Origin of the sequence: Aquabacterium sp. J223 (assembly GCF_024666615.1) — a bacterium.
In the GTDB taxonomy this organism is placed as follows: domain Bacteria; phylum Pseudomonadota; class Gammaproteobacteria; order Burkholderiales; family Burkholderiaceae_C; genus J223.
Genome location: NZ_CP088297.1, coordinates 1,625,389 through 1,651,524 on the forward strand (window position 1 = coordinate 1,625,389; position 26,136 = coordinate 1,651,524).

General features: G+C 74.4%; 17 protein-coding genes and 2 pseudogenes. 10 read left to right on the forward strand and 9 right to left on the reverse strand.

Features of this window, described 5'->3' with window-relative positions:
• The first annotated feature begins 21 nt into the window (after positions 1-21).
• Both LRS07_RS07880 and LRS07_RS07885 read left to right on the forward strand, forming a co-directional pair.
• Positions 22-1,332 carry a TRAP transporter large permease gene (locus tag LRS07_RS07880; RefSeq protein WP_260501386.1) on the forward strand — a complete coding sequence of 437 codons (1,311 nt, stop codon included), beginning with the start codon at positions 22-24 and terminating at the stop codon, positions 1,330-1,332.
• A gap of 24 nt (positions 1,333-1,356) precedes the next feature.
• Positions 1,357-5,040, forward strand: a pseudogene (locus LRS07_RS07885) (hydantoinase B/oxoprolinase family protein).
• Between the two features lie 650 nt (positions 5,041-5,690).
• On the opposite strand, the gene LRS07_RS07890 reads toward LRS07_RS07885, so the two are convergent.
• Positions 5,691-6,725 carry a LysR family transcriptional regulator gene (locus LRS07_RS07890; protein WP_260501387.1) on the reverse strand — a complete coding sequence of 345 codons (1,035 nt, stop codon included), beginning with the start codon at positions 6,723-6,725 and terminating at the stop codon, positions 5,691-5,693.
• Positions 6,726-6,826: 101 nt separating this feature from the next.
• On the opposite strand from LRS07_RS07890, the gene LRS07_RS07895 reads away from it, so the two are divergent.
• The 3 genes from LRS07_RS07895 to LRS07_RS07905 all read left to right on the forward strand — a co-directional run bounded on the left by LRS07_RS07895 (position 6,827) and on the right by LRS07_RS07905 (position 11,394).
• On the forward strand, positions 6,827-8,368 hold the full coding sequence (locus tag LRS07_RS07895; RefSeq protein ID WP_260501388.1) for a CoA-acylating methylmalonate-semialdehyde dehydrogenase: 1,542 nt from the start codon (positions 6,827-6,829) through the stop codon (positions 8,366-8,368).
• Between the two features lie 109 nt (positions 8,369-8,477).
• The gene (locus LRS07_RS07900) at positions 8,478-10,694 is read left to right on the forward strand and encodes a sensor histidine kinase (RefSeq protein WP_260501389.1); all 2,217 of its coding nucleotides are present in this window, start codon (positions 8,478-8,480) and stop codon (positions 10,692-10,694) included.
• A 64-nt stretch (positions 10,695-10,758) separates the two neighbouring features.
• Complete coding sequence (locus LRS07_RS07905; protein WP_260501390.1) at positions 10,759-11,394, forward strand: response regulator; 636 nt, start codon at positions 10,759-10,761, stop codon at positions 11,392-11,394.
• 9 nt (positions 11,395-11,403) lie between these two features.
• Here the strand turns inward: LRS07_RS07905 and LRS07_RS07910 are convergent, their stop codons facing one another.
• Entirely contained in the window at positions 11,404-13,164 is a 1,761-nt protein-coding gene (locus tag LRS07_RS07910; RefSeq protein ID WP_409450617.1) for a SulP family inorganic anion transporter, read from the reverse strand.
• A 119-nt stretch (positions 13,165-13,283) separates the two neighbouring features.
• On the opposite strand from LRS07_RS07910, the gene LRS07_RS07915 reads away from it, so the two are divergent.
• Positions 13,284-14,966 (forward strand): MBL fold metallo-hydrolase, encoded by a 1,683-nt coding sequence (locus tag LRS07_RS07915; RefSeq protein ID WP_260501391.1) that lies wholly within the window; start codon positions 13,284-13,286, stop codon positions 14,964-14,966.
• 124 nt (positions 14,967-15,090) lie between these two features.
• Here LRS07_RS07915 and LRS07_RS07920 read toward each other — a convergent pair whose 3' ends face one another.
• The gene (locus tag LRS07_RS07920; protein ID WP_260501392.1) at positions 15,091-15,630 is read right to left on the reverse strand and encodes a hypothetical protein; all 540 of its coding nucleotides are present in this window, start codon (positions 15,628-15,630) and stop codon (positions 15,091-15,093) included.
• Positions 15,631-15,774: 144 nt separating this feature from the next.
• Positions 15,775-16,491, reverse strand: a complete 717-nt coding sequence (locus tag LRS07_RS07925) for an N-acyl amino acid synthase FeeM domain-containing protein (protein ID WP_260501393.1) — start codon at positions 16,489-16,491, stop codon at positions 15,775-15,777.
• Positions 16,492-16,811: 320 nt separating this feature from the next.
• Between LRS07_RS07925 and LRS07_RS07930 the strand changes: the two genes are divergently transcribed.
• A complete protein-coding gene (locus LRS07_RS07930) occupies positions 16,812-18,428 on the forward strand; it encodes an ATP-binding protein (protein WP_260501394.1) in 1,617 nt (538 codons plus the stop codon).
• A gap of 157 nt (positions 18,429-18,585) precedes the next feature.
• A pseudogene (locus tag LRS07_RS07935) lies at positions 18,586-19,896 on the forward strand (MFS transporter); the annotation flags it as partial.
• A gap of 8 nt (positions 19,897-19,904) precedes the next feature.
• Here the strand turns inward: LRS07_RS07935 and LRS07_RS07940 are convergent.
• From LRS07_RS07940 to LRS07_RS07955, 4 genes are read right to left on the reverse strand one after another with little or no spacing between them, the layout of a single operon-like run.
• Positions 19,905-20,702: a ChaN family lipoprotein gene (locus LRS07_RS07940; RefSeq protein ID WP_260501395.1), complete on the reverse strand. Its 798-nt coding sequence runs from the start codon at positions 20,700-20,702 to the stop codon at positions 19,905-19,907.
• A 58-nt stretch (positions 20,703-20,760) separates the two neighbouring features.
• Positions 20,761-21,651 (reverse strand): DMT family transporter, encoded by an 891-nt coding sequence (locus tag LRS07_RS07945; protein ID WP_260501396.1) that lies wholly within the window; start codon positions 21,649-21,651, stop codon positions 20,761-20,763.
• Positions 21,648-22,190: a methylated-DNA--[protein]-cysteine S-methyltransferase gene (locus LRS07_RS07950; RefSeq protein ID WP_260501397.1), complete on the reverse strand. Its 543-nt coding sequence runs from the start codon at positions 22,188-22,190 to the stop codon at positions 21,648-21,650. The genes LRS07_RS07945 and LRS07_RS07950 overlap by 4 nt, the downstream gene beginning before the upstream one ends.
• A complete protein-coding gene (locus LRS07_RS07955) occupies positions 22,187-23,680 on the reverse strand; it encodes an Ada metal-binding domain-containing protein (protein ID WP_260501398.1) in 1,494 nt (497 codons plus the stop codon). Before LRS07_RS07955 ends, LRS07_RS07950 begins: the two co-directional genes overlap by 4 nt.
• Before the next feature lie 85 nt (positions 23,681-23,765).
• Between LRS07_RS07955 and cutA the strand changes: the two genes are divergently transcribed.
• A complete protein-coding gene (cutA, locus tag LRS07_RS07960; RefSeq protein ID WP_260501399.1) occupies positions 23,766-24,095 on the forward strand; it encodes a divalent-cation tolerance protein CutA in 330 nt (109 codons plus the stop codon).
• 25 nt (positions 24,096-24,120) lie between these two features.
• Positions 24,121-25,074, forward strand: coding sequence for a pirin family protein (locus LRS07_RS07965; RefSeq protein ID WP_260501400.1), 954 nt, complete (start codon positions 24,121-24,123; stop codon positions 25,072-25,074).
• A 6-nt stretch (positions 25,075-25,080) separates the two neighbouring features.
• Here the strand turns inward: LRS07_RS07965 and LRS07_RS07970 are convergent, their stop codons facing one another.
• Entirely contained in the window at positions 25,081-26,100 is a 1,020-nt protein-coding gene (locus tag LRS07_RS07970) for an extracellular catalytic domain type 1 short-chain-length polyhydroxyalkanoate depolymerase (RefSeq protein ID WP_260501401.1), read from the reverse strand.
• Between the last annotated feature and the right edge of the window lie 36 nt (positions 26,101-26,136).

Below are 26,136 nucleotides of genomic sequence, written 5' to 3' on the forward strand. Positions count from 1 at the left end.
CCCGTCGGGCGGGGGGCGGACATGACCATGCTGACGGTCGGGGGCAGCCTGCTGCTGATGATGTGCCTGCTGCTGGGCGGCGGGGTGTGGATCGCCATGACGCTGGCCATCGTCGGCTGGGTCGGCCAGGCCTTCTTCACCAGCACCCAGCCCGGCATGAACCTGTTCTCGGCGTTCTGGGAATCGAACGCCAGCTGGGAGCTGGCGGCGCTGCCGCTGTTCATCTGGATGGGCGAGATCCTCTTCCGCTCCCGCTTGAGCGAGGAGATGTTCGAGGGCCTGGCGCCGTGGCTCAACCGCATCCCCGGCCGGCTGTTCCACACCACGGTGCTGGGCTGCGGCATCTTCGGCTCGGTGTCGGGCTCGTCGGCCGCCACCTGCGCCACCATCTCGAAGGTGGCGCTGCCCGAGCTGCGCCGCCGCGGCTACGACGAGCGCATCGCGCTCGGCTCGCTGGCCACCGCCGGCACGCTGGGCATCCTCATCCCACCCTCGATCACCATGGTGGTCTACGCCGTGGCGGCCGACGCCTCGATCATCCGCGTCTTCCTGGCCGGCTTCCTGCCCGGGCTGCTGCTGATGGGGCTGTTCTCCGGCTACATCGCCTGGTGGAGCCTGCGCCACCCGCAGCGCATGCCGGCGGCCGAGCCGCCCACCACGCTGGCCGAGAAGCTGCGCCGCTCGCGCCAGCTCATCCCCTGCGCGGCGCTCATCGTCTTCATCCTGTGGGCGCTGGTGTCCGGCGTGGCGACGGCCACCGAATGCGCGGCCTTCGGCGTGCTGGGTTCGCTGGTGCTGGCGCTGTGGAGCCGCTCGCTCAACTGGGCCAGCTTCCGCGCCGGCCTGCTGGGCGCGGCCCGCACCAGCTGCATGATCATGTTCATCCTCGCCGGCGCGGCCTTCCTGACGAAGACCATGGCCTTCACCGGCATCCCGCGCGAGCTCGCCGAATGGGTGGGCAGCCTGCACCTGCCGGGCTATGCGCTGATCGCGGTGCTGGTGGTGGTGTACCTGGTGCTGGGCACCGCGCTGGACGGCATCTCGATGATCGTGCTCACCGCTGCGGTGGTGATGCCGATGGTCCAGCAGGCCGGCTTCGACCTGGTGTGGTTCGGCATCTTCGTCATCCTGCTGGTGGAGATCGCCGAGGTCACGCCGCCGGTCGGCTTCAACCTCTTCGTGCTGCAGAACATGACGGGCCGGGACAGCAACGTCATCGCCCGTGCCGCCATCCCCTTCTTCGGCTGCCTGGTGGTGTGCATCGCGCTCATCACCGCCTTCCCCGCGATCGTGACCGTCGTGCCGGACTGGCTGATGGGCCCCGCGCGCTGACCGCACCCTTTCCTCCCAATCCCCATGCCGACCCCATCCACCAACCGACGCTGGCAGTTCTGGATCGACCGCGGCGGCACCTTCACCGACCTGGTCGGCCGCGCACCGGACGGCGCGCTGCACACGCTGAAGCTGCTGAGCGAGAACCCCGAGCAGTACCGTGACGCGGCCGTCGAGGGCATCCGCCGGCTGCTGGACCTGACGGCGGGCGAGCCGATCACGCCCGAGCGGGTCGAGTGCGTGAAGATGGGCACCACGGTGGCCACCAACGCGCTGCTCGAGCGCCAGGGCGACCGCACGGTGCTGGTCACCACACGCGGCTTCCGCGACGCGCTGCGCATCGCCTACCAGGCGCGGCCGCGGCTGTTCGACCGCCGCATCGTGCTGCCCGAACTGCTGTACGAGCGGGTGGTGGAGGCACAGGAGCGGGTCGGCGCGCAGGGCGAGCTGGTGCAGCCGCTGGACGAGGCGGCGCTGCGGGCGGCGCTGCAGCCCGCCTTCGACGCCGGCATCCGCGCCTGCGCCATCGTCTTCCTGCACGGCTGGCGCCACACCGCCCATGAGGCCGCGGCCGCCGCCATCGCCCGCCACATCGGCTTCACCCAGGTGTCGGCCTCGCACGAGGTGAGCCCGCTGATGAAGCTGGTCTCGCGCGGCGACACCACGGTGGTCGACGCCTACCTCAGCCCCATCCTGCGCCGCTACGTCGAGCAGGTGGCCCAGCAGATGCCCGGCGTGCGGCTGTACTTCATGCAGAGCTCCGGCGGCCTGACCGAGGCGGCGCGCTTCCAGGGCAAGGACGCCATCCTCTCCGGGCCGGCCGGCGGCATCGTCGGCATGGTGAGGACCGCATGCCAGGCGGGCCACGGCAAGGTCATCGGCTTCGACATGGGCGGCACCTCCACCGACGTCAGCCACTACGCCGGCGAGTTCGAGCGGGCGTTCGAGACCGAGGTCGCCGGCGTGCGCATGCGCGCGCCGATGATGAGCATCCACACGGTGGCCGCCGGCGGCGGCTCGATCGTCCGCTTCGACGGCGCGCGGCTGCGCGTCGGGCCGGCGTCGGCCGGCGCCAACCCCGGCCCCGCCAGCTACCGCCGCGGCGGTCCGCTGGCGGTGACCGATGCCAACGTGCTGCTCGGCCGCATCCAGCCCGCGCACTTCCCGGCGGTGTTCGGCCCGCAGGCCGACCAGCCGCTGGACCGCGAGGCGGCGCAGCGCGGCTTCGACGCGCTGGCAAAGACGATGGGCCAGGCCACCGGCCAGCCGGTGACCGCCGAGGACGTGGCCAGCGGCGCGCTGCAGATCGCGGTGGCCGGCATGGCCAACGCCATCAAGCGCATCTCGGTGGCGCGGGGCTACGACGTCACCGACTACACGCTGCAGTGTTTCGGCGGCGCCGGTGGCCAGCACGCCTGCCTGGTGGCCGACGCGCTGGGCATGACGCGGGTGCTGGCGCATCCGCTGGCCGGCGTGCTGTCGGCCTACGGCATGGGGCTGGCCGACCGCATCGCGATGCGCGAGCGGTCGCTCGAGTGGCCGCTCGATGCCGACGGCCTGGCCCGTGCCGCGGCCGAGGCCGACGCGCTGGCGGAGCGCGCGTCGCAGGAACTGCAGGCGCAGGGCGTGGCGGCGGCGCAGGTGCGCTGCACCCGCCGGCTGAACCTGCGCTACGACGGCACCGACACCGCGCTGCCCTGCGACCTGCCGGCCGATGCGCCGGCCGACGACGCGCTGGCCGCGCTGCGCCAGCAGTTCGAGACGGCCTACCGGCGGCGCTTCGCCTTCCTCATGCCCGACCGCGGCCTGGTCATCGAATCGGCGACGGTGGAGGCGGTGGCACCCGGCGAGGCGGTGGCCCGCCCCCGCCGGCGGCGCCGAGCCGACCCCGCACCGGCCGGCACCGGCCGACGCCATCCGCATGCACTGCGCCGCCGACGACCGGCCCGCAGGCTGGCGCGAGGCCGGCCTGTACCGCCGCGAGGCGCTGCGCCCCGGCGCCCGCATCACCGGCCCGGCGGTGCTGGCCGAGCGCAACGCCACCACCGTGGTCGACCCGGGCTGGCAGGCCACCGTGCAGGCCGACGGCAGCGTCGAGCTGCAGCGCGTCGGCGCCCGCGCGCAGCGCCATGCCGCGGGCACCGCCGCCGACCCGGTGATGCTGGAGGTGTTCAACAACCTCTTCATGAACATCGCCGAGCAGATGGGCCTGCGGCTGTCCAACACGGCGCACTCGGTCAACATCAAGGAGCGGCTGGACTTCTCCTGCGCGCTGTTCGACGGCGAAGGCCAGCTCATCGCCAATGCGCCGCACATGCCGGTGCACCTGGGCTCGATGAGCGAGTCCATCCGCACGGTGATCGACCGCAACCCCGGGATGGGGCCCGGCGACGTCTACGTGCTGAACGACCCGTACCACGGCGGCACGCACCTGCCGGACATCACGGTGGTCACCCCCGTCTACCTCCAGGACGGCGATGCCCGGCCCAGCTTCTACGTCGCCTCGCGCGGCCACCATGCCGACGTCGGCGGCATCACGCCGGGCTCGATGCCGCCGTTCTCCCGCCGCATCGAGGAGGAGGGCGTGCTGCTCGACAACGTCAAGCTGGTCGACGGCGGCCGCCTGCGCGACGGGGCGATCGTCGAGCTGCTGGCGTCCGGCCCGCACCCCGCGCGCAACCCGGTGCAGAACCTGGCCGACCTGCGGGCGCAGATCGCCGCCAACCAGAAGGGCGTGGAGGAGCTGCAGGCCATGGTGGCGCACCACGGCCGCGACACGGTGGTGGCCTACATGCGCCATGTGCAGGACAACGCGGAGGAGTCCGTGCGGCGCGTGATCACCGCCCTGCGCGACGGCGCGTTCACCCTGCCGCTGGACAACGGCGCGCGCATCCAGGTGCGGGTGACGGTGAACGCCGCGAGCCGCAGCGCCGTGGTCGACTTCACCGGCACCAGCGCGCAGCTGCCGAACAACTTCAACGCGCCCAAGGCCATCACCATGGCGGCGGTGCTGTACGTCTTCCGCACGCTGGTGGACGACGAGATCCCGCTCAACGCCGGCTGTTTGAAGCCGATCGAGGTCATCGTGCCCGAGGGCTGCATGCTCAACCCGCGGCCGCCGGCGGCGGTGGTCGCCGGCAACGTCGAGACCTCAAGCTGCGTGACCAACGCGCTGTACGGCGCGCTCGGTGTCATGGCCGCCAGCCAGTGCACCATGAACAACTTCACCTTCGGCGACGAGCGCGTGCAGTATTACGAGACCATCTCGGGCGGCTCCGGCGCCGGGCTCGTGCAGGACGCGGCGGGCCGCACCGTCGGCGGCTTTGACGGCACCTCGGTCGTGCAGACGCACATGACCAACTCGCGCCTCACCGACCCCGAGGTGCTGGAGTTCCGCTACCCGGTGCGCCTGGACAGCTACGAGATCCGCCCCGGCTCGGGCGGCGCCGGCCGATGGCAGGGGGCGATGGTGGCGTGCGCCGGGTGCGCTTCCTGAAGCCGATGACGGCCTCCATCCTCAGCAACGGCCGCGAGCACGGCGCCTTCGGCCTGGCCGGCGGGCGGCCCGGCGCGGTGGGCCGCAACTGGGTGCAGCGCGCCGACGGCCGCGTCGAGGCGCTCGGCCACCTCGGCGAGACCCGCATGCAGCCGGGCGACGTGTTCGTCATCGAGACGCCGGGCGGCGGCGGCTGCGGCACGCCGGACTGAGCGACGGGCGGTGCTGGCGCTGAAGGTGGCCCTGGTCGCCCTGGCGGTGGCCCTGGCGTCCTGGGCCTCGCGGCGCGGCGGCCATGCCGTCGCGGGGATGATCACCGGCCTGCCGGTGATCGTCGCGCCGCTGATGGCGCTGCTGCTGCTGGACCAGCCGCCGGCGCGGGTGCAGGCCATCGCCTGGGCGACGCTGGCCTGCCTGCCGGCCACGCTGCTGCACGGCGTCTGCTTCGCCTGGCTGGCGTCGCGCCTGGCCTGGCCGATGTGCCTGGCGCTGGCGACCGCCGCCTATGCCCTGGCCGCCTGGGTGCTGCAACAGGCGGCGCTGCCCGGCGTGGCGGCGGCCGCGCTGGCGCTGCTGGCGCCGTGGGCGGCGCCCCACGCCATGCCGGGGCGCGACCTGCCCGCGGCCGCGGCGCCGCTGCTGCCGGCGCGCGAGATCGCCTGGCGGGTGCTGGCCGCGGTGGCCCTGGCCGCGGCGGTGATGGGCGGCGCCGGGCGGCTGCCGACCGCGGTCAGCGGTGCGCTGGTGGCGCTGCCGATCGCCGGCGCGGTGCTGCCCTGCTTCGCGCTCGCCCTGCATGGCCCGGCGGCGGCGCAGCGGCTGCTGCACGGCTTCGCCCGCGGGCTGCGGGGCTTCGCCGTCTTCATGCTCGTGATGGCGCTCGGCCTCGGGCACGCGCCGCCGGCCGTGGTGTGGTCGGCGGCGGTGCTGCTGGCGTGGGCGTCGTCGCCGTTCGGCCGGCCGACGCGGTGGCGCCGAACCCGCCGGCCAGCGCCTGCCGCAGGTGCGCCACCAGCGCGCTGACCGCCCGCGGCACCTGCGCGCCGTAGGGCCGGATGAGGTGCACCGCGTCGCCGAAGAAGCCCACCGGCGTCCAGTCCGGCAGCAGCTCGACCAGCTCGCCACGGGCCAGGTGCGCGTCGGCGCTGAAGTCGGGCAGCAGCGCGACGCCGAGGCCCTGCAGCGCGGCCTCGCGCAGCACCTCGCTGTTGTCGGCCTTGAAGCGGCCGGCCACCGGCACACCGAGCCGTTCGCTGCGGCGGCCGCTGCGGCGCTCGAAGAACCAGGTCGGCACGCCGCCTTCGCGCAGGTAGAGCAGGCAGGTGCGGGTGGCCAGGTCGGCGGGGGCGGCGAGGGCGCCCTCGCGCGCCAGCCAGGCCGGGCTGGCGACCAGCCGCGACCGGCTGTCGGCCAGCCGCCAGGCGACGTGGCTGTCGGGCACATGGCTGCTGTGCCGCACCGCAAGGTCGAACCCGTCGTGCACCAGGTTGACCAGGCGGTCGCTCAGCGCCATCTCGACCCGCACCTCCGGCTGTGCGGCCAGGAAGCCGGGCAGCACCGGCGCGATCCACTGCCGGCCCAGCGCCACCGGCGCCGACAGGCGCACCAGCCCGCGCACGGCGCCGGCGCTGTCGCGGACCGCGCCGAAGGCCTGCTCGATGCGCGCGAAGGGCGCCTGCGTCTCCTCCACCAGCCGCAGGCCGGCTTCGGTCAGCGCCACCGACCGGGTGCTCCGGCGCACCAGCGGCAGCCCGGCCGCCTGCTCCAGCGCCACCACCCGCTGGCTGACCGAGGCCTTCGACATGCCCAGCCGCCGGGCGGCCTGGGTGAAGCTGCGGGTCTGCGCCAGCACGGTCAGCAGGTGCAGGTCGGACAGGGGCGCGGCGGTCTGGGTCATCGCCCATTGTTCATCTTTCTGAACGGTGAAGCCGCTGCGAACGGCTTCCGCCGCGAGGGGTCCGCTGCCTAGACTGCGCGTCCACACCACAGGAGACCGTCATGGGCGCACCCGACACCGCCGAAGTCCTTCGCACGCTGCACAGCCCGGTCGGCCACTGGATCGGCGGCGCGCTGCAGCCGGCCCGCGACGACGCCCGCCGGCTGCCGGTGTTCAACCCGGCCACCGGCGCGGTGGCGCGCGAGGTGCTGATGGCCGAGGTGGACGAGGTGGACCGGGCGGTGCAGGCTGCCTTGGCGGCGTTCCCCGCCTGGGCCGACACGCCGCCGGTGCGCCGGGCGCGGGTGCTGCAGCGCTTCCTCGGGCTGCTCAACGCGCGCCAGGACGAACTGGCCGCCGTCATCACCGCCGAGCACGGCAAGGTCTTCGACGACGCGCAGGGCGAGGTGATGCGCGGCATCGAGGTGGTGGAGTTCGCCTGCGGCATCCCGCAGCTGCTCAAGGGCGGCCACACCGAGCAGGTCTCCACCGGCATCGACAACTGGACGCTGCGCCAGCCGCTGGGCGTGGTGGCCGGCGTCACGCCGTTCAACTTCCCCTGCATGGTGCCGTGCTGGATGTTCCCGCTGGCCATCGCCTGCGGCAACACCTTCGTCCTCAAGCCCAGCGAACGCGACCCCTCGGCCGCGCTGCTGATGGCGCGCTGGCTGAAGGAGGCCGGCCTGCCCGACGGCGTGTTCAACGTCGTGCAGGGCGACCGCGTGGCGGTGGAGGCGCTGCTCGACCACCCGGACGTGAAGGCGTTGAGCTTCGTCGGCTCCACGCCCATCGCCCATGCGCTGTACCAGCGCGGCGCGGCCGCCGGCAAGCGGGTGCAGGCGCTGGGCGGCGCGAAGAACCACCTGGTCGTGATGCCGGACGCCGACCTGGACGGCGCGGTCGACGCGCTGGTCGGCGCGGCCTACGGCTCGGCCGGCGAGCGCTGCATGGCGATCTCGGTGGCGGTGCTGGTCGGCGACGTGGCCGATGCGGTGGTCGAGCGGCTGGCCGAGCGGGCCCGGTCGCTGAAGGTGGGCGACGGCATGACGCCCGGCGTGCAGATGGGCCCCATCGTCAGCCGCCAGGCGCTGGAACGCATCGAAGGCTACGTCGGCCTGGGCGTGGAGGAGGGCGCCACGCTGGTCGTCGACGGCCGGGGCCTGGCGGTGCCGGGACGCGAGGCCGGGTTCTTCACCGGCGGCACGCTGTTCGACCACGTGACGCCGGCCATGCGCATCTACCGCGAGGAGATCTTCGGCCCGGTGCTGTGCTGCGTGCGGGTGCCCGACCTCGCGTCGGCGGTCGCGCTGATCAACGCCCACGAGTTCGGCAACGGCGTGTCCTGCTTCACCCGCGACGGCCGGGCGGCGCGCGAGTTCGCCCGCCGCATCGAGGTCGGCATGGTGGGCATCAACGTCCCCATCCCGGTGCCGATGGCCTGGCACGGCTTCGGCGGCTGGAAGCGCAGCCTCTTCGGCGACCAGCACGCCTACGGCGAGGAGGGCGTGCGCTTCTACACCCGGCAGAAGTCGGTGATGCAGCGTTGGCCGGAGGGCGGTGGCCTGCCCGGCGGCGCGCAGTTCGCCATGCCGACCAGCCGCTGACGGCGGCGACGGCGAGGACGGGGGAGGACGGCGGGCGCCACCGCGGTTCCTCGGGACTTTCGGCGAGGGCGCGCCGGGGCCGGGCTCACTACACTGATCCGCTCGATTCATGCGGCCTGCCCTCCTCACCCTGCGCTGGCGACTGGCCCTGCTGCCCGGTCTGCTGGCCCTGGTCTTCGCGCTGATCGGCCTGACCGCGGCCGAATGGGCGCTGCGCCGGCAGGCGGTGGCCGACGCCGAGGCGCTGTCGCAGCGCAGCGCCCGTGCCCTGGCCGCTCTGGTCGAGCGGGCGCTGGACCGGCGGGTGGCCGACATGGAGGTGCTGGCCGACCAGCTCGGCCGCCAGCCGCTGGCGGACGCGGCCGACCTGCGTGCCCGCGTGGAAGCGGTGGCCCTGCGCATCGAGGGCTACGCCTGGATCGGCGTCACCGACGCCGAGGGACGGGTGCTGGCCGCCACCGGCGGCATCCTGCAGGGCCAGAGCATCGCCGGCCGGCCCGTGTACCTGCGCGGCCGCGAGTCGGTGTTCGTCGGCGACCTGCATCCCGCCGTGGCCTTGGCCCGCTACCTGCCGCCCGGCGACGGCGGACCGCCGGTGCTGGCCGACATCGGCGTGCCGGTCCGCGACGCGCAGGGCCGGCTGGCGGGCGTCGTCACCGCCCACCTGCTGTGGGACTGGTTCCAGCGGCTGCGCGACGAGGTGCAGGGCGACCTCGGGGCCGAGCGCACGCTGCACGCCACCGTGCGGTCGCCCACCGGCCGCCAGTTGCCGGGCGGGCCGGGCGTGCCCTGGCCGGCGCTCACCGCCGGCGTCGCCACCGCGGTCCGGCCCGGCGAGCCCACGCTGCAGCGGGTGAGGGCCGAGGGCGGCCACGACTGGCTGGTCGCCGTGCGGACCCTGTCGCCGCGCACCGCGGCGTCCACCCTGGGCTGGCAGGTGCTGGTGGCGCACGACCTGGACGCGGTCGCCGCCGGCACCCGGCGCACCCTGCGCCCGCTGCTCGGGTGGACGGTGGTGAGCGTGGCCGCCTTCGCGCTGCTCGGCCTGCTGCTGTCGCGCCGCCTGAGCCAGCCCTACCAGGTGGCGCTGGAGCGCGCCGCGGAGCGACTGGGCCGCGGCAAGCGCTCGGCCATGGGCGAAGCCGCACTGCTCGACGCCCTGGTGCAGCAGTTCGACGGCCTGGACGCCGACGCCCGCCCCGGGGCGGCGCTCACCGGGCAGGACGTGCTGACCCGCCTCGTGCGCGACGCCGACCGGCTGCAGCAACTGGTGGAGAGCCTGCCGTCGCCGGTGTTCGTGCTCGGCGAGGACGCCGAGGTGCTGTACTGGAACCCGGCCTGCGAGGCGGCGTTCGGCTGGACCGCGGCGCAGGTCGAGGGCAAGGGCCTGCAGACGCTGCTGCCCGGCGCCCATGCCGGCGGCGGCCCGGAGTGGGGGGCCCGCGTGGCGGCGGCGCGCCATCGGGAGCAGCCGCTCGATTTCGAGCTCGAGGTGCAGGCCCGCGACGGCCGGCGCGTCACCGCCGAATGGCGGCTGGCCCCGCTGCGGGGCCGCGACGGCCGCGCGCGCAACGTGCTGGGCCAGGCGCGCGACGTCACCGAGCGGGTGCGCGCCGAGCAGGCGCAGCAGCGGCACCGCGAGGAACTGTCGGCCCTGGCCCGCCGGTTGATGGACCAGGACACCCTGACCACCCGCCGGCTGGCGCAGGCGCTGCACGACCAGCTCGGCCAGACGCTGGCCGCGCTGCGGCTGTCGTGGGAGGCCCTGGAGCGGGCCCGGCCGCCGCAGGCGGACGACCGGACGGCGGAGCTGGCGCGCCACATCGGCGGCCTGATCGAGCACGCGGTCGGCGAGGTGCGGCAGGTGCTGACCGAGCTGCGCCCGCCCCTGCTCGAGGAGCAGGGCCTGCTCGCCGCGCTGGAGAACGAGTTCTACCGCGGGCCGGTGGCCACCCGGCCCGGGTCGGTCGACGTGCTGGTGGAGGCGGACACCGCGCTCGACGGGCACCGCTGGCCGGCACCGGTGGAGCAGTCGGTGTTCATGATCGCCCGCGAGGCGGTGGCCAATGCGCTGCGCCATGCCCAGGCCAGCCTGGTGCGGGTGGTGCTGAACGGCGACGCGCAGGGCCTGCAGCTGGAGGTGGTCGACGACGGCATGGGCGTGCCGCTGTCCGGCGACGGCGCGCCGCCGGTGCGGCCCGGCCACCTCGGCATGGTGGGCATGCGAGAACGAGCCGCCGCCATCGGCGGGCGCTTCGAGGTTCGGCACGCGATCGGTGGTGGCACCATCGTCCGCGTGAGCTGGCATGAGGAAGGATCAACATGAGCGGTGTCAAGTCAAGTCGTCCCCTCGGGCGTCGGCGGGCGCACTGGACTGACGAGGGACGCACATGAGCCGACTCTTCCTGGTCGAGGACCATGTGGTGGTGCGCGAAGGCCTGCGCTCGGTGCTGCAGGCGGCCGGTCACACCGTCGTCGGCGAGGCCGCCGAGCCCACCGAGGCGGTGGCCGCCATCGTGCGCGGCGAGCCGGACGCGGTGCTGCTCGACGTGCACCTGGGCGAGCGCAACGGGCTGGAGGTGCTGGCCGAGTTGAAGCGGCGCGACGCCCGCACGCCCTGCATCGTGCTGTCGATGTCGGCGGCGCCGCGTCACGTCGGCGAGGCGGTGCGGCTGGGCGCGGCGGGGTACGTGCTCAAGGGCTCCTCGTCGGCCGAACTGCTGCGCGCCATCCAGGCGGTGTGCGAGGGCCGCCGCTACCTGTCGCCCGAGGTCACCGACCTGGCGATGCGCGCGTTGACCGAGGACCCCGACGACCCGCTGGCGCCGCTGTCCGCGCGCGAGCGGCAGATCGCGCTGCTGGTCGTCAAGGGGCACTCCAGCGCCTCCATCGGCGAGCAGCTGCACCTGTCGCCGAAGACGGTGGACACCTACCGCAGCCGGCTGATGGCCAAGCTCGGCCTGTCCGACCTGCCGGCGCTGGTGCGCTGGGCCATCCGCGCGGGGCTCATCGACAGCGAGGCGTAGCGCCCCGGGTCAGAGGTCGCCGTAGGGGCCTTCCGCGCTGCCGGCGCGCGTGGCGCACTCCCAGGTCGAGCGTGCGGGGCAGCGGCGGCAGGCCTCGTCCGGGATGCGCCGGTAGATGGCGGCGATGGCGCTGCGCTTGTCGGTGAAGACATGGTCCGGGCCCAGTGCCTGCAGGAAGCCGCTGCGCTGCCAGGCCTGCAGCACCTGCGGCCGCGGCGCATGGAAGTACAGGTCGCCGCCCATCGCCCGGCGGGCCTTCAGCTCCGCCTGCCAGACCGCATCGCCGGCCGGGTCGATGAAGTTCATGCTCTTGGCCATCACCAGCAGGTGGGGCGCCGCGTCGGGCCGCAGCCGCAGGCTGCGCAGCCGTTCGGCCACGTGCGGCGCGGCGCCGAAGTAGACCGAACCCTCCATGCGCAGCAGCGTCATCTGCGGGCATTCGGGCAGCGGCGCCGGCACGTCGTCGCGCACGACGAAGCGGCGGTCGGCCGTCATGCGGTCGAAGCCCATCAGGCGCATCGCCGGCCGTGACGTGCGGTGCAGGTAGGCCACCAGCGACAGCCCGGTGCCGAGCAGGATGGCGATCTCCATGCGCAGCGCGAGCGTCGCCGCCGCGGTGGCCAGGGCGACCGCGAAGTCGCCGCGCGACAGCGCCCGCAGGCGGCGCCAGCCGGCCGCGTCCAGCAGCGACCAGGCGGTGAGCAGCAGCACCGCGGCCACGCCGGCCAGCGGCAGCCAGGCCAGCGCGTCCGCCGCCACCAGCAGCAGCAGGAGCAGCAGCGCCGCCGAGAACACCGCCGCCAGCGGCGTGCGGGCGCCGGCCTCCAGGTTGGGCATCGACCGGTTGAGCGAGCCGCACGACACATAGCAGCCGCACAGCCCGCCGACGACGTTGGACAGGCCCTGGCCGAAGAACTCGCGGTTGGTGTCCACCGCCTGGCCCGACCGCTCGGCCACCGCCTTGGCGATGGAGACCGATTGGCCGAGGGCGACGATGGTCAGCGCCAGCGCCACCGGCACCAGCTCGCGCAGCGCCGACCAGGGCACCTGCGGCCACTGCCACGACAGGCCGCCCGCGGGCAGCGGCCCGACGGTGGGTGCCGGCGCCAGGCCCGGCGCCAGCGCCGCCAGCAGCGCCGCCAGCGCCGTGCCGGCGAGCAGGCCGATCAGCAGGAAGGGCGAGCGCGCCGCGTACCGCCGCGCCAGCAGCGACACCCCGAGCGTGAGACCGCCGACGGCCAGCGCCGCCGGTCGCGGCCCGCCGCCGTCCGCCATGCCGAGCAGGTCCGGGCCGGCGTGCCAGGCGATCAGCAGGGCGGCGCCGCTGGTGAAGCCCAGCAGCACCGCCGGCGAGATGAAGTGCGCCACCGTGCCGAGGCGCAGCAGCGCCACCGCCAGCTGCACGAGGCCGACCATCACGGTGACGGCCAGCACCAGCTGCAGGTAGGGCTGTCCGCTGGAAAGCGCCAGCGGCGCCAGCGTGGCCAGCAGCGCCAGCGACAGCGCGTTGGTCGGGCCCGACACCACGTGCCGGCTGGCGCCCGCCAGCGCCGCCACCGCGCACGGCACGATGGCCGTCGCCAGGCCGACCTGCGGCGGCAATCCGGCCAGCCGGGCGAAGGCGATGGCCTGCGGCAGGGCCAGCACCGCGCCGAGCAGGCCGGCCAGGCCGTCGGCGCGCAGCGTGGCGGCCGACAGCTCGCCGGTCCAGTCGCCCAGCCGGCGCGGCCACGACCGCCAGCCCGGGACGGACCCGTTCAGCGGCGGCACGGGCGGTGGGAGGAGGCGCTCACGCGGCGATGGTATCGGCGGCCGCCTGGCGTCCGGGCCGTCGCGCCGGGAGGGCCCGCGGCGGCAGGCCCGGGCCGCGGCGGGTAAGCTCGCCCGCCATGCCGTCCGAACCTGTCTTCGAGGCCGCCGCACCGGCCGTTTCCCGCCTGGCGGCCACGGTCGCGGTGCTGCGCGACGGGCCGCAAGGCACCGAGGTGCTGCTGGTGCGCCGTGCGGAACGGGCGGGCGACCGCCATGCCGGCGCCTTTGTCTTCCCGGGCGGCACGGTGGAACCCGGCGACCGCGCGCTGCACGGGTTGTGCGACGGCCTGGACGATGCCGAGGCCAGCCGGCGCCTCGGCGTGCCGGGCCATGGCCTGGACGCCTACGTCGCCGCCATCCGGGAGTGTTTCGAGGAGGCCGGACTGCTCATCGCCCGCGACGCCGACGGCCGCCTGCTGCAGGCCGAGGCGCTGGGGCCGGACGGTCTGGGCGCGCTGCGGCGCGCCGCAGCGCAGGGTGCGCAGGGGCTGGCCGCCGCCTGCCGGCGCCTGGGCCTGCGGCTGGCGCCCGACCGCCTGGGCTACCAGGCCCACTGGCTCACCCCGACCGGCCTGCCCAAGCGATTCGACACCCGTTTCTTCGTCACCGTCGCCCCACCCGGCCAGTCCGCCCTGCACGACGACGGCGAGACGGTGGCCCACCGCTGGATGCCCATCGCCCAGGCGCTGCGGGAGGCCGAGGCGCTGCAGCTGGCCAACCCGACGCGCCACACGCTGCGCGCGCTGGCCCGCTGGCCCGACGCCCAGGCCGCGGTGGACGCCGCCCATGCCCAGCCGCGGGTGGCGCTGATCCAGCCGTTCATCGGCCTCGACGACGGCGGGCCGCGACCGGTGATGCCGCACGAGCCCGCCTATGCCGAGGTGGCGCGGCTGGACCCGTTGGGTCGCGGCACCGCCTCGGCGCGCATCCGGCCGGGCGAGCCGGTGTGGCTGTCGCCGCGCATCCTGCGGCTGACGGCGCCCAACCCCGGCCTGATGACCGGGCCGGGCACCAACAGCTACTTCGTCGGCGACCCCGGCGCCAACCGCTGGCTGCTGGTCGACCCCGGGCCGGCCGACCCCGCGCATGTGGAGGCGCTGCAGCGCCATGCGCCGGGCCCGCTGATCGCCGTCCTGGCCACCCACACCCACCGCGACCATTCGCCGGCGGCGGCGGCCATCGCCCGCGCCGCCGGGGTGCCCGTGCTGGGCCGTCGGCCGGGGCACCCCGACGGGCAGGACATCGACTTCGCGCCCGACCGCGAGCCGGCGGACGGCGAGCGGCTGCGGCCGGGGCCCGGCACGACGCTGGTGCTGCGGCACACGCCCGGCCACGCCTCCAACCACCTGTGCGTGCTGCTGGAGGAAGAACGCACCCTCTTCACCGGTGACCATGTGATGCAGGGCTCGACGGTGGTCATCAACCCGCCCGACGGCGACATGGCGGCGTACCTGGCGTCGCTGCAGGCGTTGCGGCAGGAACCGCTGGACTGGCTGGCGCCAGGGCACGGCTTCCTCATCGGCCGGCCGGCCGAAGTGATCGACGCGCTGATCGGGCACCGGCTGCGCCGCGAGGCCAAGGTGCTGGCGGCGCTCGGCCCGCTCCCGCAGCCGCTGGCCGGGCTGGTGGCGCAGGTCTACGACGACGTGCCGGCCGACCGCTACGGCCTGGCGCAGCGGTCCCTGCTGGCGCACCTGCTCAAGCTGCAGTCGGAAGGTCGTGCGCTGGACGCCGGCACCGTCGGGTGGCGGGTGGCGTGAGCCGGCGCGCGCGGTCGGCCACCCAGGCCCGCCGACTGCCCCGGGTAAGCCCCTGCGCCGGGGTGAATCCGGGACAATGTCACGTCGCCCTGCGGCGTCATCCGGCCGATCGGCCGCGGTGCCTCTAACCTGCGCGGACACCCTCGGTTGCAGGATTTTCATGGACCACAGCAAGTCGACGCGCAGCGCCGACCACCTCCCCGTCAACACCCTGCCCGCCGTGCTGCGCCGCGCGGCGCGCTTCGGCCGGCCGCTGCATTCGCTGCGCGGTGCCGCGGTGGCCGACGGTCTGGAGTTGTTGGCGGGCCCGGTCGCCACCCGCGAGGCCTTCTTCGGCGCCCTGCGCCGGGCGCCCGGCCTGGTGGGCGGCGGAGAGTCCTTCGTCCTGCTGCGGGCGCCGCTCACCCTCGGCCTGGCCGACGTGCCGCAGGCCATCCGCCTGGCCACCGGCGTCGGCCTGGACGACAGCCTGTGCATCGCCGTCTCGCGGCACCACCCGGACGCGTCCGAACTGCTGAACTCGCTGCACCAGGCCGGCCTGCGCGGCGCCCTGGCCGACGTCGATGCCGAGACCCGTTTCGCCGAGATCGGCCTCAGCCCGGCCTGCGCCCTGCTGCTGGACGGCAGCTTCGTCGAGCGGGCGCGGCAGGACTTGCGTGCCCACACGCTGCTTCAGGCGGTGGCCACGCTCGGCGCCGACCTCGGCCTGATCGGCATCGCCCCCAGACGGTGGGCGACACCGAGTGGCTGGCGCAGATGGGGCTGGACTACGTCAGCGGCGGGACCCGGATCGAGATCGATGGGGCCTTCAGCGGCACCACTTTTGAAGCGCCTCCGAGCGGTAGTCCAACTGGATATCGCGATGCTCGGTATGGGCGATGAACGGGTAGAGCCAATGACCGACCTTGCGCAGCCGCGTCTCGACCTCCGCGATGGGCAGCGCATAGATGCCGTGCGGCACGCCGGCCGCGTAGGACAGCGGGACGGTGGCGCCGTGGAGCAGGTCGTCGAACTGCATGGCCTCGTACATCGCGCTCACCGGGAAACGGCCGGCCACCAGCATCGCGTCGATGCCGGCCCAGGCGCAGATCTCGAAGCTGGCCTTGGCCAGCGCGCCCATGACGAGCTTTCCGGCCAATCCGTTGCGCACGGTCAGCCGCATCAATTCGAGAAGTCGCCGGCCCCGCAGGTGCGCGGGCATCTCGAATTCGCCCTGGATGCGCAGCGGATGCAGCCAGTTCGGGTGCAGCCGTATCGAGCCCAGGACGCTGCGATCCAGCTTCGACTCGGCGATGAGCAACAGCACGTCGTCGCGCCAGTCGTCGGCTTCCGGCTGCATCAGCAGTTGGCCGACCTCAGGCAGGTGTCGGCCATAGGCCTGCGCACGCAGATGCACCGCTTTCAGAATGTCGTCGCGGGACTCTGCCAGCCGGACCACGAAGGGAAGCGTGTCCTGGCGCAGCGCAGGTACCGAATAGGGACGACGGTACGGACGCGCGAGCGTCAGTGTTGAATCAAGCTCCACAGCTCCTCCCACTTCTACAACCATGAACTCCCTGACGGGATGGCTTCGTTCGGCTTTGCGTGGCCGCGGAGCGTTCGAAAATCCCGTACTCGAACAAGAATACAGCAGGCTTTACCGCAGCGTTGGGGTCAGATTCATGACCATCAGCGCCGGACTCGCCGCTTTTGCGTTTGTCGTCTTCTTCGTCGGGGATCTGGTGGCGGGCAAATCCCTCCTGGATTTCCCGCAGCCGCTGCGCCTTTTCCTCATCGCCGGCCTGACGGCCCCTGACCGTCTCGTCCCTGCGCTACCGCCTGTGGTTCCTGCGCAACTACGCGCCGATGAAGATGGGCGTGTTGCTGGCGACGTCGGCGCTCACCGCCTACATCGCCTTCACCAGCCGCCAGGGCGAGGCGGCCAACATGCAGTACTGGAGCCTCACCGCCTCTGGTGTGCTGCTGACCATCGTCATCTACGGCTTCACCCGGCTCAGCGCCTGGCAGACGCTGGTGCTGGGGCTGTTCAACCTCGGCGTGTTCTGCGGCATCGCCCTGCTGGCGCCGGTGGACGCCCGGCTGTACAGCCGCATGGCGGTGCACCTGCTGGCGGCCAACGTCGCCTGCTACACGCTGAACCGGCTGGTCAGCTGGCGTGAACGCAAATTGTTTTGGCATGTCAAGCGCCGGCGCAGCATTACTGAATTGCGCAAGGCGAAGGAAAAGGCCGAGGCCGCCGACCGGGCGAAATCGAGCTTTCTCGCCAACATGAGTCATGAAATCCGTACACCGATGAACGGGATCATCGGCACCCTGGCGCTGCTGGACCGCGCCAAGCTGCCGCAGGACCAGCAGCACCTGATCGACCTGGCCCGGCTGTCGGCCGACACGTTGATGGGCGTGCTCAACGACCTGCTCGACTTCGCCAAGATCGATGCCAAGAAGGTGGCCCTGCGGCCGCGGCCGTTCGACGTCCGGGCCTGCGTGCTGGAGGCCTGCGAGGTGTTCAAGGCCACCGCCGAAGCCAAGGGCCTGCTGCTGCGGGTGCGGGTGGCGGAGGTCGACCGCGGCACCGCCCAGGTGGTCGGCGACCAGGAGAAGCTGCGCCGGGTGCTGATGAACCTGGTCAGCAATGCCATCAAGTTCACCCACCACGGAGTGGTCGACGTGCGTCTGGTCGCCGAGGACCTGGGCGAAGAGGTGCGCGTCGAGGTGCAGGTGCGCGACACCGGCATCGGCATCTCGGCCGACAAGATGCACGAGCTGTTCCAGCCGTTCTACCAGGTGGAGACGGGCAGCAACCGGTCCTACGGCGGCACCGGCCTCGGCCTGGCCATCTCGCGGCAGCTGGTCGAGGCGATGGGCGGTGCCATCACGCTGGCCAGCGAGCCGGGCGCGGGCACCGTGTTCACGGTCGCACTCGCCTTGCCCAAGGCGGCGCTGACCAACAGCTCGCCGATGCCGCTGCAGTCGCTGGAGCGACCGGTCGGTCGGGCGCCGCTGGCCGGCACCGTGCTGCTGGTCGAGGACAACGACGTCAACGCGTACATCTCCGAGGCCATCCTCAAGCGCATGGGGCTGCTGGTGGTGCACGCGGGCAACGGCCCGCAGGCGGTGGAGCTGTACCGCAGCCGGGCCTTCGACGCCGTGTTGATGGACTGCGAGATGCCCGGCATGGACGGCTACCGCGCCACCCGCGAGATCCGCGCGCTGGAGGAGGTGAGCGGCCGCCGGCGCACGCCGGTGATCGCGCTGACGGCGCATGCGCTGGAGCTGGTGCGCGAGGCCTGCCTGGCCAGCGGCATGGACCACTACCTGAGCAAGCCGCTCGACCCCGAGACCGGCGAGGCGGTGCTGCGCCAGCTGATCGAAGGGCCGCGGGGCATCGCCGGCACCACGGCGGTGGACATCGACCTCGCTTCCTTCGACCGCGACAACCCCTGGTCGAACGCGATTCATTGAGCCCCCCGGGCCCAGGGGCCCGCCCCGCGCGGGGCCACCAGCACGGACCGGGGACCCGGATCCGCTTTGGCGCGCTAAGCGAGAGCCCGCCCCTGCCTGCCTTTGGCAAGCTGTCCCCCTGGGACGGGGAGAATGGCGAGGCCACCCCCTCGCCGCCATGACCGCCCCGAGCCCCCGCCCCGACCAGTTCGCGCTGCTGCGCCAGCGGCGCTTCGCGCCGTTCTTCTGCACGCAGTTCCTGGGCGCGGCCAACGACAACCTGTTCAAGTTCGCCGTCACCGTGCTGCTGACCTACCAGCTGCAGGTGGCGTGGCTGCCGCCGGCGATGGCCGGGCTGGTGATCGGGGCGCTGTTCATCCTGCCCTTCCTGCTCTTCTCCGCCACCAGCGGCCAGATCGCCGATCGCCACGACAAGGCGGCGGTGATGCGGGCGGTGAAGACGCTGGAGATCGCCATCATGGCGCTGGCGGCGTGGGGCCTGTGGACCCAGGGCGTGGTGGTGCTGCTGGCCTGCATCTTCCTGATGGGCGTGCATTCGGCGCTGTTCGGCCCGGTCAAGTACGCCTACCTGCCGCAGCACCTGGCGCCGGCCGAACTGACCGGCGGCAACGGCATGGTGCAGATGGGCACCTTCGTCGCCATCCTGCTCGGCAACGTCGCCGGCGGCGTGCTGGTCGCGCTGCCGGGGATCGGGCCGCAGGCCGCCGCCGCGGGCGGTCTGGCGCTGGCGCTGCTGGGCCGGCTGGCGGTGCAGTTCGTGCCGGCCTCCCCGGCGCCGTCGCCCGGGCTGGTCATCCACTGGAACCCGATCACCGAGACCTGGGCCAACCTCAGGCTCGCCCGGCGCGACCCGGTGGTCTTCCGCTCGCTGCTCGGCATCTCCTGGATGTGGTTCTTCGGCGCGGTGTTCCTGGCCCAGTTCCCGGCCTTCGCGAAGGAGGTGCTGCGGGGCGACGAGCACGTGGCCTCGCTGCTGGTGGTCGTGTTCTCGGTCGGGGTGGGCGCCGGCGCGCTGCTGTGCGAGCGACTGTCGCGCGGGCAGGTGGAGATCGGCATGGTGCCGCTGGGCGCCGCCGGCATGAGCCTGTTCGCCATCGACCTGTACTTCGCCACCCGCGGCCTGGGCCAGGGGCCGCTGATGGACATCGCCGCCTTCATGGCGGTGACGGCGCACTGGCGGGTGGTGGTGGACCTGCTGCTGCTGTCGATGTCGGTGGGCGTCTACAGCGTGCCGATGTACGCCATGGTGCAGCTGCGCACGCCGGCCTCGCACCGGGCGCGCATCATCGCGGCGAACAACATCCTCAACGCGCTGTTCATGGTGGCCAGCGCGGTCATCGCCGGCGCCCTGCTGGCCACGGGCCTCGGGCTGGCGGAGGTGTTCCTCGCGGTCGGCCTGGCCAACGCGGTGGTCACCGGCGTGATTTTCTGGCTGGTGCCGGACTACCTGCGCCGCCTGCGCGCCTGGGCCGGCGCCTAGGCCGGCAGCCGCAGCACGGCATCCGCCGGCATGGCGGGCACGCCCTCGTCGAGCAGCAGCACGCTGGCGATGTCCGACCGCGCCACGCCCAGCCGCCGCAGCTGGTGCGGCACGCCGAGGTCGTCGCGCACATGGCCGTTGCCGGCGATCAGCACCGCGCGGCGGCCGGGCGCCAGCCCCTGGCTCATGGCCTGAGCCAGCGCGGCGTCGCGCAGCCGCTGCGCGCGCACGAGGCCGGGGACCAGCGCCGCGGGCAGGGCGTCGCCGTGGGCGTCGGCGATCTCGCCGACCAGCCGCTGCGCCAGGGCATCGGTCCAGCCGGGGTCGCGCAGCGCCGGTGCCAGGTCGTCGGGCACGGCCGCGGCGTCGCGCACCACCGCCCGCGCCGCCTCGCGCGACAGGTTGCCGCCGACGATCTCGGCCCGTGCGGCCAGCGCCGCCTCCACCAGCGGCCGGTGCAGCGGCCAGCGCCAGCCGGCACGGTCCAGCGCGGCGGCGTCGGCGATGGCGTCGGCGTCGGCGCCGCGCGCCTGCGCCTGTGCGATCGCGGCGTCGCGGCCGCGGTCCATCTGCTCGAAGACGATGCGCAGCCGCGTCGGCGTGGCCGCCGCGAGCTGCGCGATCCAGGCCGCTCGCAGCCGGTGGTGGGCCGCGCGGTCGTGCAACTCACCGAGCAGCACGAAGCGGCGCTCGCGGGCCACCCCGGGCAGTGCCGGCGGTCCGGCCAGGGCGGCGCAGCCGGGCAGCGGCAGCGCCGCCGCACACTTCAGCAGACCGCGCCGCGACGACCTCACTGGACGACCCTCCGCGTCACGCGCTCCGGGATTCGCACTTGGGAGCGGCCCGGCGTGCTCATGCCGCCTTGGCCCGGCGCCGTCCCGGCACCACCAGCCCGGTGACCAGCGCCGTGCCGGCGAGGATGACCGCACCGCCCGTCAGCATGGCGGCGGTCACCGGCTCGTCCAGCAGCAGTCCGCCCCACAGCGTGGCGAAGACGGGGACGAGGTAGGTCACCGACAGCGCCGTCGCCGGCCCGCTGCGGGCGAGCAGCCGGAAGTAGAGGACGTAGGCCACGCCGGTGGACAGCAGCGCCAGCGCGGCCACCGAGCCCCAGGCCAGCGCGCCGGGCAGGCGGGCCGGCCAGGTGAGCGCCGCGGCCGGCGCCAGCACGATGGCGCTGGCGAGCAGGCTGCCGGTGGCCAGCACGATCACCGGCACGCTGTTCGTCCAGCGCCGGGTCATGCTGGCCGCCAGGCCGTAGGCCGCGGTGGCGGCCAGGCAGGCCAGCACCGCCCACGGGCCGGCCTGCCCGCCACCGGCGCCCGCCTTGGTCAGCGCCAGGCCGGCGGCGCCGGCGAACCCGATGGCAAGGCCCAACGCCTTCCAGCCGCCGGGCCGTTCGCCCAGCCAGGCCCAGGCGATGAGCGCGCCCCACAGCGGCGTGGTGGCGTTGAACACACCCAGCATGCCGGCCGGCAGCGACAGCGCCGCGACGTTGAACAGCGTGAACGGCAGCGCCGAGTTGAAGAAGCCGACGGCCAGCAGCGCCCGCCAGTGCGTCAACAACGCCGGCGCTTGGCCCTGCCACAGCAGCAGCGGCAGCAGGCACAGCGCGCCGCCGACGATGCGCAGCGTGGCCAGCGGCAGCGGGCCGAACTCCGGCACCGCGATGCGGGTGAACAGGAAGGACCCGCCCCACAGCGAGGCCAGCGCGAGCAGTTCGATGACGTCGACCCGCTTCATGCCGGGGCCAGCGCGCGCCGGTGCGCCGGCGGCAGCGCTGCGCCCACGCCTTCGAGCAGCAGCAGCGCCTGCTTGCGGTCCAGCCCGCCGGCGTAGCCGGTGAGGCCGCCGTCGTGGCCCAGCACCCGGTGGCAGGGCACGACGATGGACACCGGGTTGCGGCCGACCGCGGCGCCCACCGCACGCACCGCCGACGGCCGGCCGATGGCGCGGGCGATCGCGCCGTAGCCGGCGGTCGCGCCGCAGGGCAGGGCCAGCAGCGCCTGCCACACCGACTGCTGGAAGGCGGTGCCGTGCAGGTCCAGCGGCAGCTCGAAGCGGCGGCGCCGGCCGGCGAAGTGGTCGGTGATCTGGCGGGCCGCCTCGACCAGCAGCGGGTGGTCCGGCACCTCGGGGGCGCGCAGCGGCCCGGGGTGGTGGCGCTGGCCGTCGAACCAGGCGCCAGCCAGGCCGTGCCGCGCGGCGGCGAGGGTCATCGGCCCCAAGGGGGTGTCAACCTGGCACCAAGCGATCAGGTGCGTGTTCAGCGAAGCGGTCATGTGGCGGTCCTGTGGTCCAGCGCCTGCCAGGCGCGGATGACGGCGTAGCTGCGCCAGGGCCGGCAGGCCTGCACGGCCTCGGTGGCCGCCGCCGCGGTGGTGACGCCGAAGGCGCGCAGCAGGCCGAGGTCCGAGGCCGGCCAGGCGTCGGGCCAGCCCAGCACGCGCAGCGCAATCAGCTGGGCCGTCCACGGGCCGATGCCGGGCAGCGCGAGCAGCGCGGCCAGGGTGGTGTCCAGGTCGGCGCCCCCGGCGTCGAGCACCAGCGACCCGTCGGCCACGGCCCGTGCCAGGGCCTGCAGCGCGGCCACCCGCTGGCGCACGATGCCCAGGCGGCCGAGGTCGTCGGCGTCGGCGGCGGCCAGCACCGCGGGCGTGGGGAAGGCACGGTCGAGCTCCGCGAAGGGCGTGGCCACCGGCGTGCCGAAGCGCGCGACCAGCCGCAGCGCCAGCGTGCGTGCGGCAGCCACGCTGATCTGCTGGCCGAGCACGATGCGCACCGCCGTCTCGAAGCCGTCCGCGCTGCCGGGCAGGCGCAGGCCGGGCACCGGCGCGAAGGGCAGGGCGGCCAGGGCGACGTCGATCGGCTCCGGGTCGGCGTCCAGGTCCAGCGCCTGGCGCACCCGGCGCACCAGCCGGCCCAGCACCGGCGCGAAGGCGGGCGCGGCGTCCAGCACCAGCTCATGGCGTTCGACGTCGAAGCGCGCGGACAGCCAGCCGTCGATGGCGCCCTGTCCATCGGGCGCGGGCAGGCGCAGCGTGCGGCGCCACTGGCCGTCGGCCGTCACCCCCTCGACGCCGGGCAGCGCGCGGGCGCCGAGGAAGCGCAGCAGGCCCGCGGCGTCCAGCGGCGGGCGGAAGCCCAGGCGCAGCGTGAGCGCCGTACCGCCGGCCGGCCCCGCGCCGCCATGCCCTCGCCGCAGGTCGCTGGGCGACAGGCGGTAGCGCCGGGCCAGCGCCTCGTGCAGCCGGCGGCCGTCGCCAAAGCCGGCGGCCAGCGCCACCTGGGCCACGCCGAGGTCGGTGTCGGCCAGCAACTGTTTCGCCATCAGCAGCCGGGTGGTGAGCAGGTAGTCGATCGGCGTCACGCCGTGCGCGGCGGTGAAGAGCCGGCGCAGGTGCCGGTCGGTCACGCCCAGCCGCCGCGCCACCCGCGCCACCGGCTGCGGCTCGCCGTCGTGCGCCGCCGCCTGCAGCAGCGGCGCGGCCTGCGCGGCCAGCGCCTGCGTGGCGTCGGCGGTCGACCAGGTGCGGCCCGGCGCGCGTTCCGGCCGGCAGCGCAGGCAGGGGCGGAAGCCGGCCGCCTCGGCCGCCGCGGCATGGCCGAAGAAGCGGCAATGGGTCAGCCGTGGGGTGCGCACCCGGCACACCGGCCGGCAGTACACGCCGGTGGAGGTGACGCCGACGAACAGCCGGCCGTCGAAGCGCGCGTCGCGGGCGCACAGGGCCTGGTAGGCGGCGCTGTCGTCGGCGGTCGGGGCGTACGGCATGCGGGCCATTGTGGCGAGGGTCGATGTCCCTGGCCGGCGCTTTGCGGACCTGTGCCTCGGTCTTCGCCGCATACTGGCCCCCGCCATGCCCGAGCCGCTCGTCGCCCTCTTCACCACCGTCGGCAGCGAGGTCGATGCCCGCCGACTGGCCGCGCTGCTGGTCGAGCGGCGGCTGGCCGCCTGCGTGCAGGTCAGCGCCATCGAGAGCGTCTACCGCTGGCAGGGCGCCGTGCAGCAGGACCGGGAGTGGCGGCTGCTGGCCAAGACCCCCGAGGCCTGCCGTGACGCCGCGCTGACGGCCTGGCGCGAGGCCCATCCCTACGACCTGCCGGCGCTGTGGTGGCAGCCCGTCGACGCCGAGCCGCGCTACGCCGGCTGGGTCGCCGACGAGACCGCCCCGCCACGCCGGCCCTGAACCCATCACCTGCCAGGAGCCCGCCATGTCCGACCTGCTGCCGCCGTCGCTGGACACCGTCATCGTCCCGCGCAGTGCCGACCTCGGCGAGGGCATGGTGGTGCACCGCTCGCTGCCCCATGTGCAGCGGCGCACCGTCGGCCCCTTCGTCTTCTTCGACGCCATCGGGCCGTCGCGGCTGGCGCCCGGCCGCGCGATGGACGTGCGGCCGCACCCGCACATCGGCCTGGCCACCGTGACCTACCTGTTCGAGGGCGAGATCCTGCACCGCGACAGCCTGGGCTGCGTGCAGCCGATCAAGCCCGGCGCGGTGAACTGGATGACGGCCGGCCGCGGCATCGTGCATTCGGAGCGCACGCCGATGGAACTGCGCGGCGCGCCCGACGGCCTGCCGTACCACGGCGCGCAGGTGTGGGTGGCGCTGCCGGCGGACCGGGAAGAGGTCGAGCCCGCCTTCCACCACCACCCCGCCGACACGCTGCCCGCCTTCGACGATGGTGCCGGCGTGCAGGGCCGGCTGGTGCTCGGCGACCTGCAGGGCCTGCGCTCGCCGGTGGCGGTGTCCTCGCCGATGTTCCAGCTCGACCTGCGGCTGGCGCCCGGGGCGCGCTTCGAGCTGCCCGCCGAGCACGTGGAGCGCGCGGCCCACCTCTTCGAAGGCTCGCTCGAGGTCGAGGGGCATCCGCTCGAGGCCGGCCGCCTCGCCGTCTTCACGCGCGGCGTGCCCGTGGTGCTGCGCGCCGGCGACCAGGGCGCCCGCCTCATCGCCTTCGGCGGCGAGCCGCTGGAGGGCCCGCGCTTCGTCTGGTGGAACTTCGTCAGCAGCCGCAAGGAGCGCATCGAGCAGGCCAAGGCCGACTGGCAGGCCGGCCGCTTCGCCGCCGTGCCCGGCGAGACCGAGTTCATCCCGCTGCCGGAGAAGGTGGCGGCGCAGCCCGCGCCGCCGGCGCAGCAGCCGCGCCCGGTGGACTACCCCTGAGCCCGTTCAGCGGACCGCGGCCGAGGTGACGAAGAAGTCCCAGATCACCTCGTTGGCGTCGAGCGCGCTGGACGCCGGCGCCTTGCCGCGGCGCACGCTCGGCGCGCCGGGCCAGGAGTGGCCGCCGTCCTCGGTGACGCACAACTGCACCCGGCTGCCGCCGGCACAGCCGCTGTAGGCCTCGCAGAACGCGCCCGGCCGCGACAGCACCCGCTGCGGCGTCGGCGCGCAGCGGTTGCGCTGCACCCAGCGCGCCATCGTGTCGGCCACCGAGGTGAAGGCCATGACCTGGCTCGGATCGCGGAAGGCGTCGGCGCCCGCGCCTCCGTCGAACAGCACGTGGGTGTCGTCACGGGCGTGCACGTGCAGCACCGACACCGGACGCGACGGGCGGCACTCGGTGGTGCCGTCGGTGCCGGCCACCGCGGCGACGGCGCGGAACAGGTCCGCCGCGTCGCAGGCCAGCCGATGCGCCAGCATGCCGCCGTTGGACATGCCGGTGGCGAACACCCGGCCCCGGTCGACGGCCACCCGGGCGGCCACGGCCGCCACCACCGCGCGCGAGAAGCCGACGTCGTCGACGTTCCGATCCCGCGCCTCGCCGCAGCAGCCGCCGGCGTTCCAGGTGGCGAAGCGGCCGCTGCGACGCCGGCTGTGGCCGTTGGGGAAGGCGACGACGAAGCCCTCGCGCTCGGCCTTCGAGACCCACCCGTAGCGGCCGTCGTCGGCCATGTACGCGGCATGGCCGCCGCCGCCGTGGAAGGCGAGGACCAGCGGTGCCGGGCGGGCGGCGTCGACGCGGGCGGGCACGTGCAGGATCACCTCGCGCCGCTCGCCGCCGTGCTCGACCTGCAGCGTGTGCGTGCCGGCGGCCAGCGGCCCGGGGTGCGTCGCCTGCTCGCGCCGCTGCTCGCGGCGTTCCCTCAGCCGTTCGCGCAGGCCGCCGTCTTGCGCTGTCGCGGGCGCCAGCATCAGCAGCGGTGGCAGCAGGGCGATCAGGCCCAGCAGGGCAGGACGGCGGCGCATGGCAGGCTCCGGGGTCGCGGCGGCGGGCCGTATCAG

Coding starts and splice junctions, on each gene's coding strand:
- LRS07_RS07880 (WP_260501386.1), top strand. CDS start 22: ATGACCATGCTGACGGTCGGGGGCAGCCTGCTGCTGATGATGTGCCTG.
- LRS07_RS07965 (WP_260501400.1), top strand. CDS start 24,121: ATGTCCGACCTGCTGCCGCCGTCGCTGGACACCGTCATCGTCCCGCGC.
- LRS07_RS07915 (WP_260501391.1), top strand. CDS start 13,284: ATGCCGTCCGAACCTGTCTTCGAGGCCGCCGCACCGGCCGTTTCCCGC.
- LRS07_RS07900 (WP_260501389.1), top strand. CDS start 8,478: ATGCGGCCTGCCCTCCTCACCCTGCGCTGGCGACTGGCCCTGCTGCCC.
- LRS07_RS07945 (WP_260501396.1), bottom strand. CDS start 21,651: ATGAAGCGGGTCGACGTCATCGAACTGCTCGCGCTGGCCTCGCTGTGG.
- LRS07_RS07950 (WP_260501397.1), bottom strand. CDS start 22,190: ATGACCGCTTCGCTGAACACGCACCTGATCGCTTGGTGCCAGGTTGAC.
- LRS07_RS07905 (WP_260501390.1), top strand. CDS start 10,759: ATGAGCCGACTCTTCCTGGTCGAGGACCATGTGGTGGTGCGCGAAGGC.
- LRS07_RS07895 (WP_260501388.1), top strand. CDS start 6,827: ATGGGCGCACCCGACACCGCCGAAGTCCTTCGCACGCTGCACAGCCCG.
- LRS07_RS07970 (WP_260501401.1), bottom strand. CDS start 26,100: ATGCGCCGCCGTCCTGCCCTGCTGGGCCTGATCGCCCTGCTGCCACCG.
- LRS07_RS07930 (WP_260501394.1), top strand. CDS start 16,812: ATGAAGATGGGCGTGTTGCTGGCGACGTCGGCGCTCACCGCCTACATC.
- LRS07_RS07890 (WP_260501387.1), bottom strand. CDS start 6,725: ATGACCCAGACCGCCGCGCCCCTGTCCGACCTGCACCTGCTGACCGTG.
- LRS07_RS07955 (WP_260501398.1), bottom strand. CDS start 23,680: ATGCCGTACGCCCCGACCGCCGACGACAGCGCCGCCTACCAGGCCCTG.
- cutA (WP_260501399.1), top strand. CDS start 23,766: ATGCCCGAGCCGCTCGTCGCCCTCTTCACCACCGTCGGCAGCGAGGTC.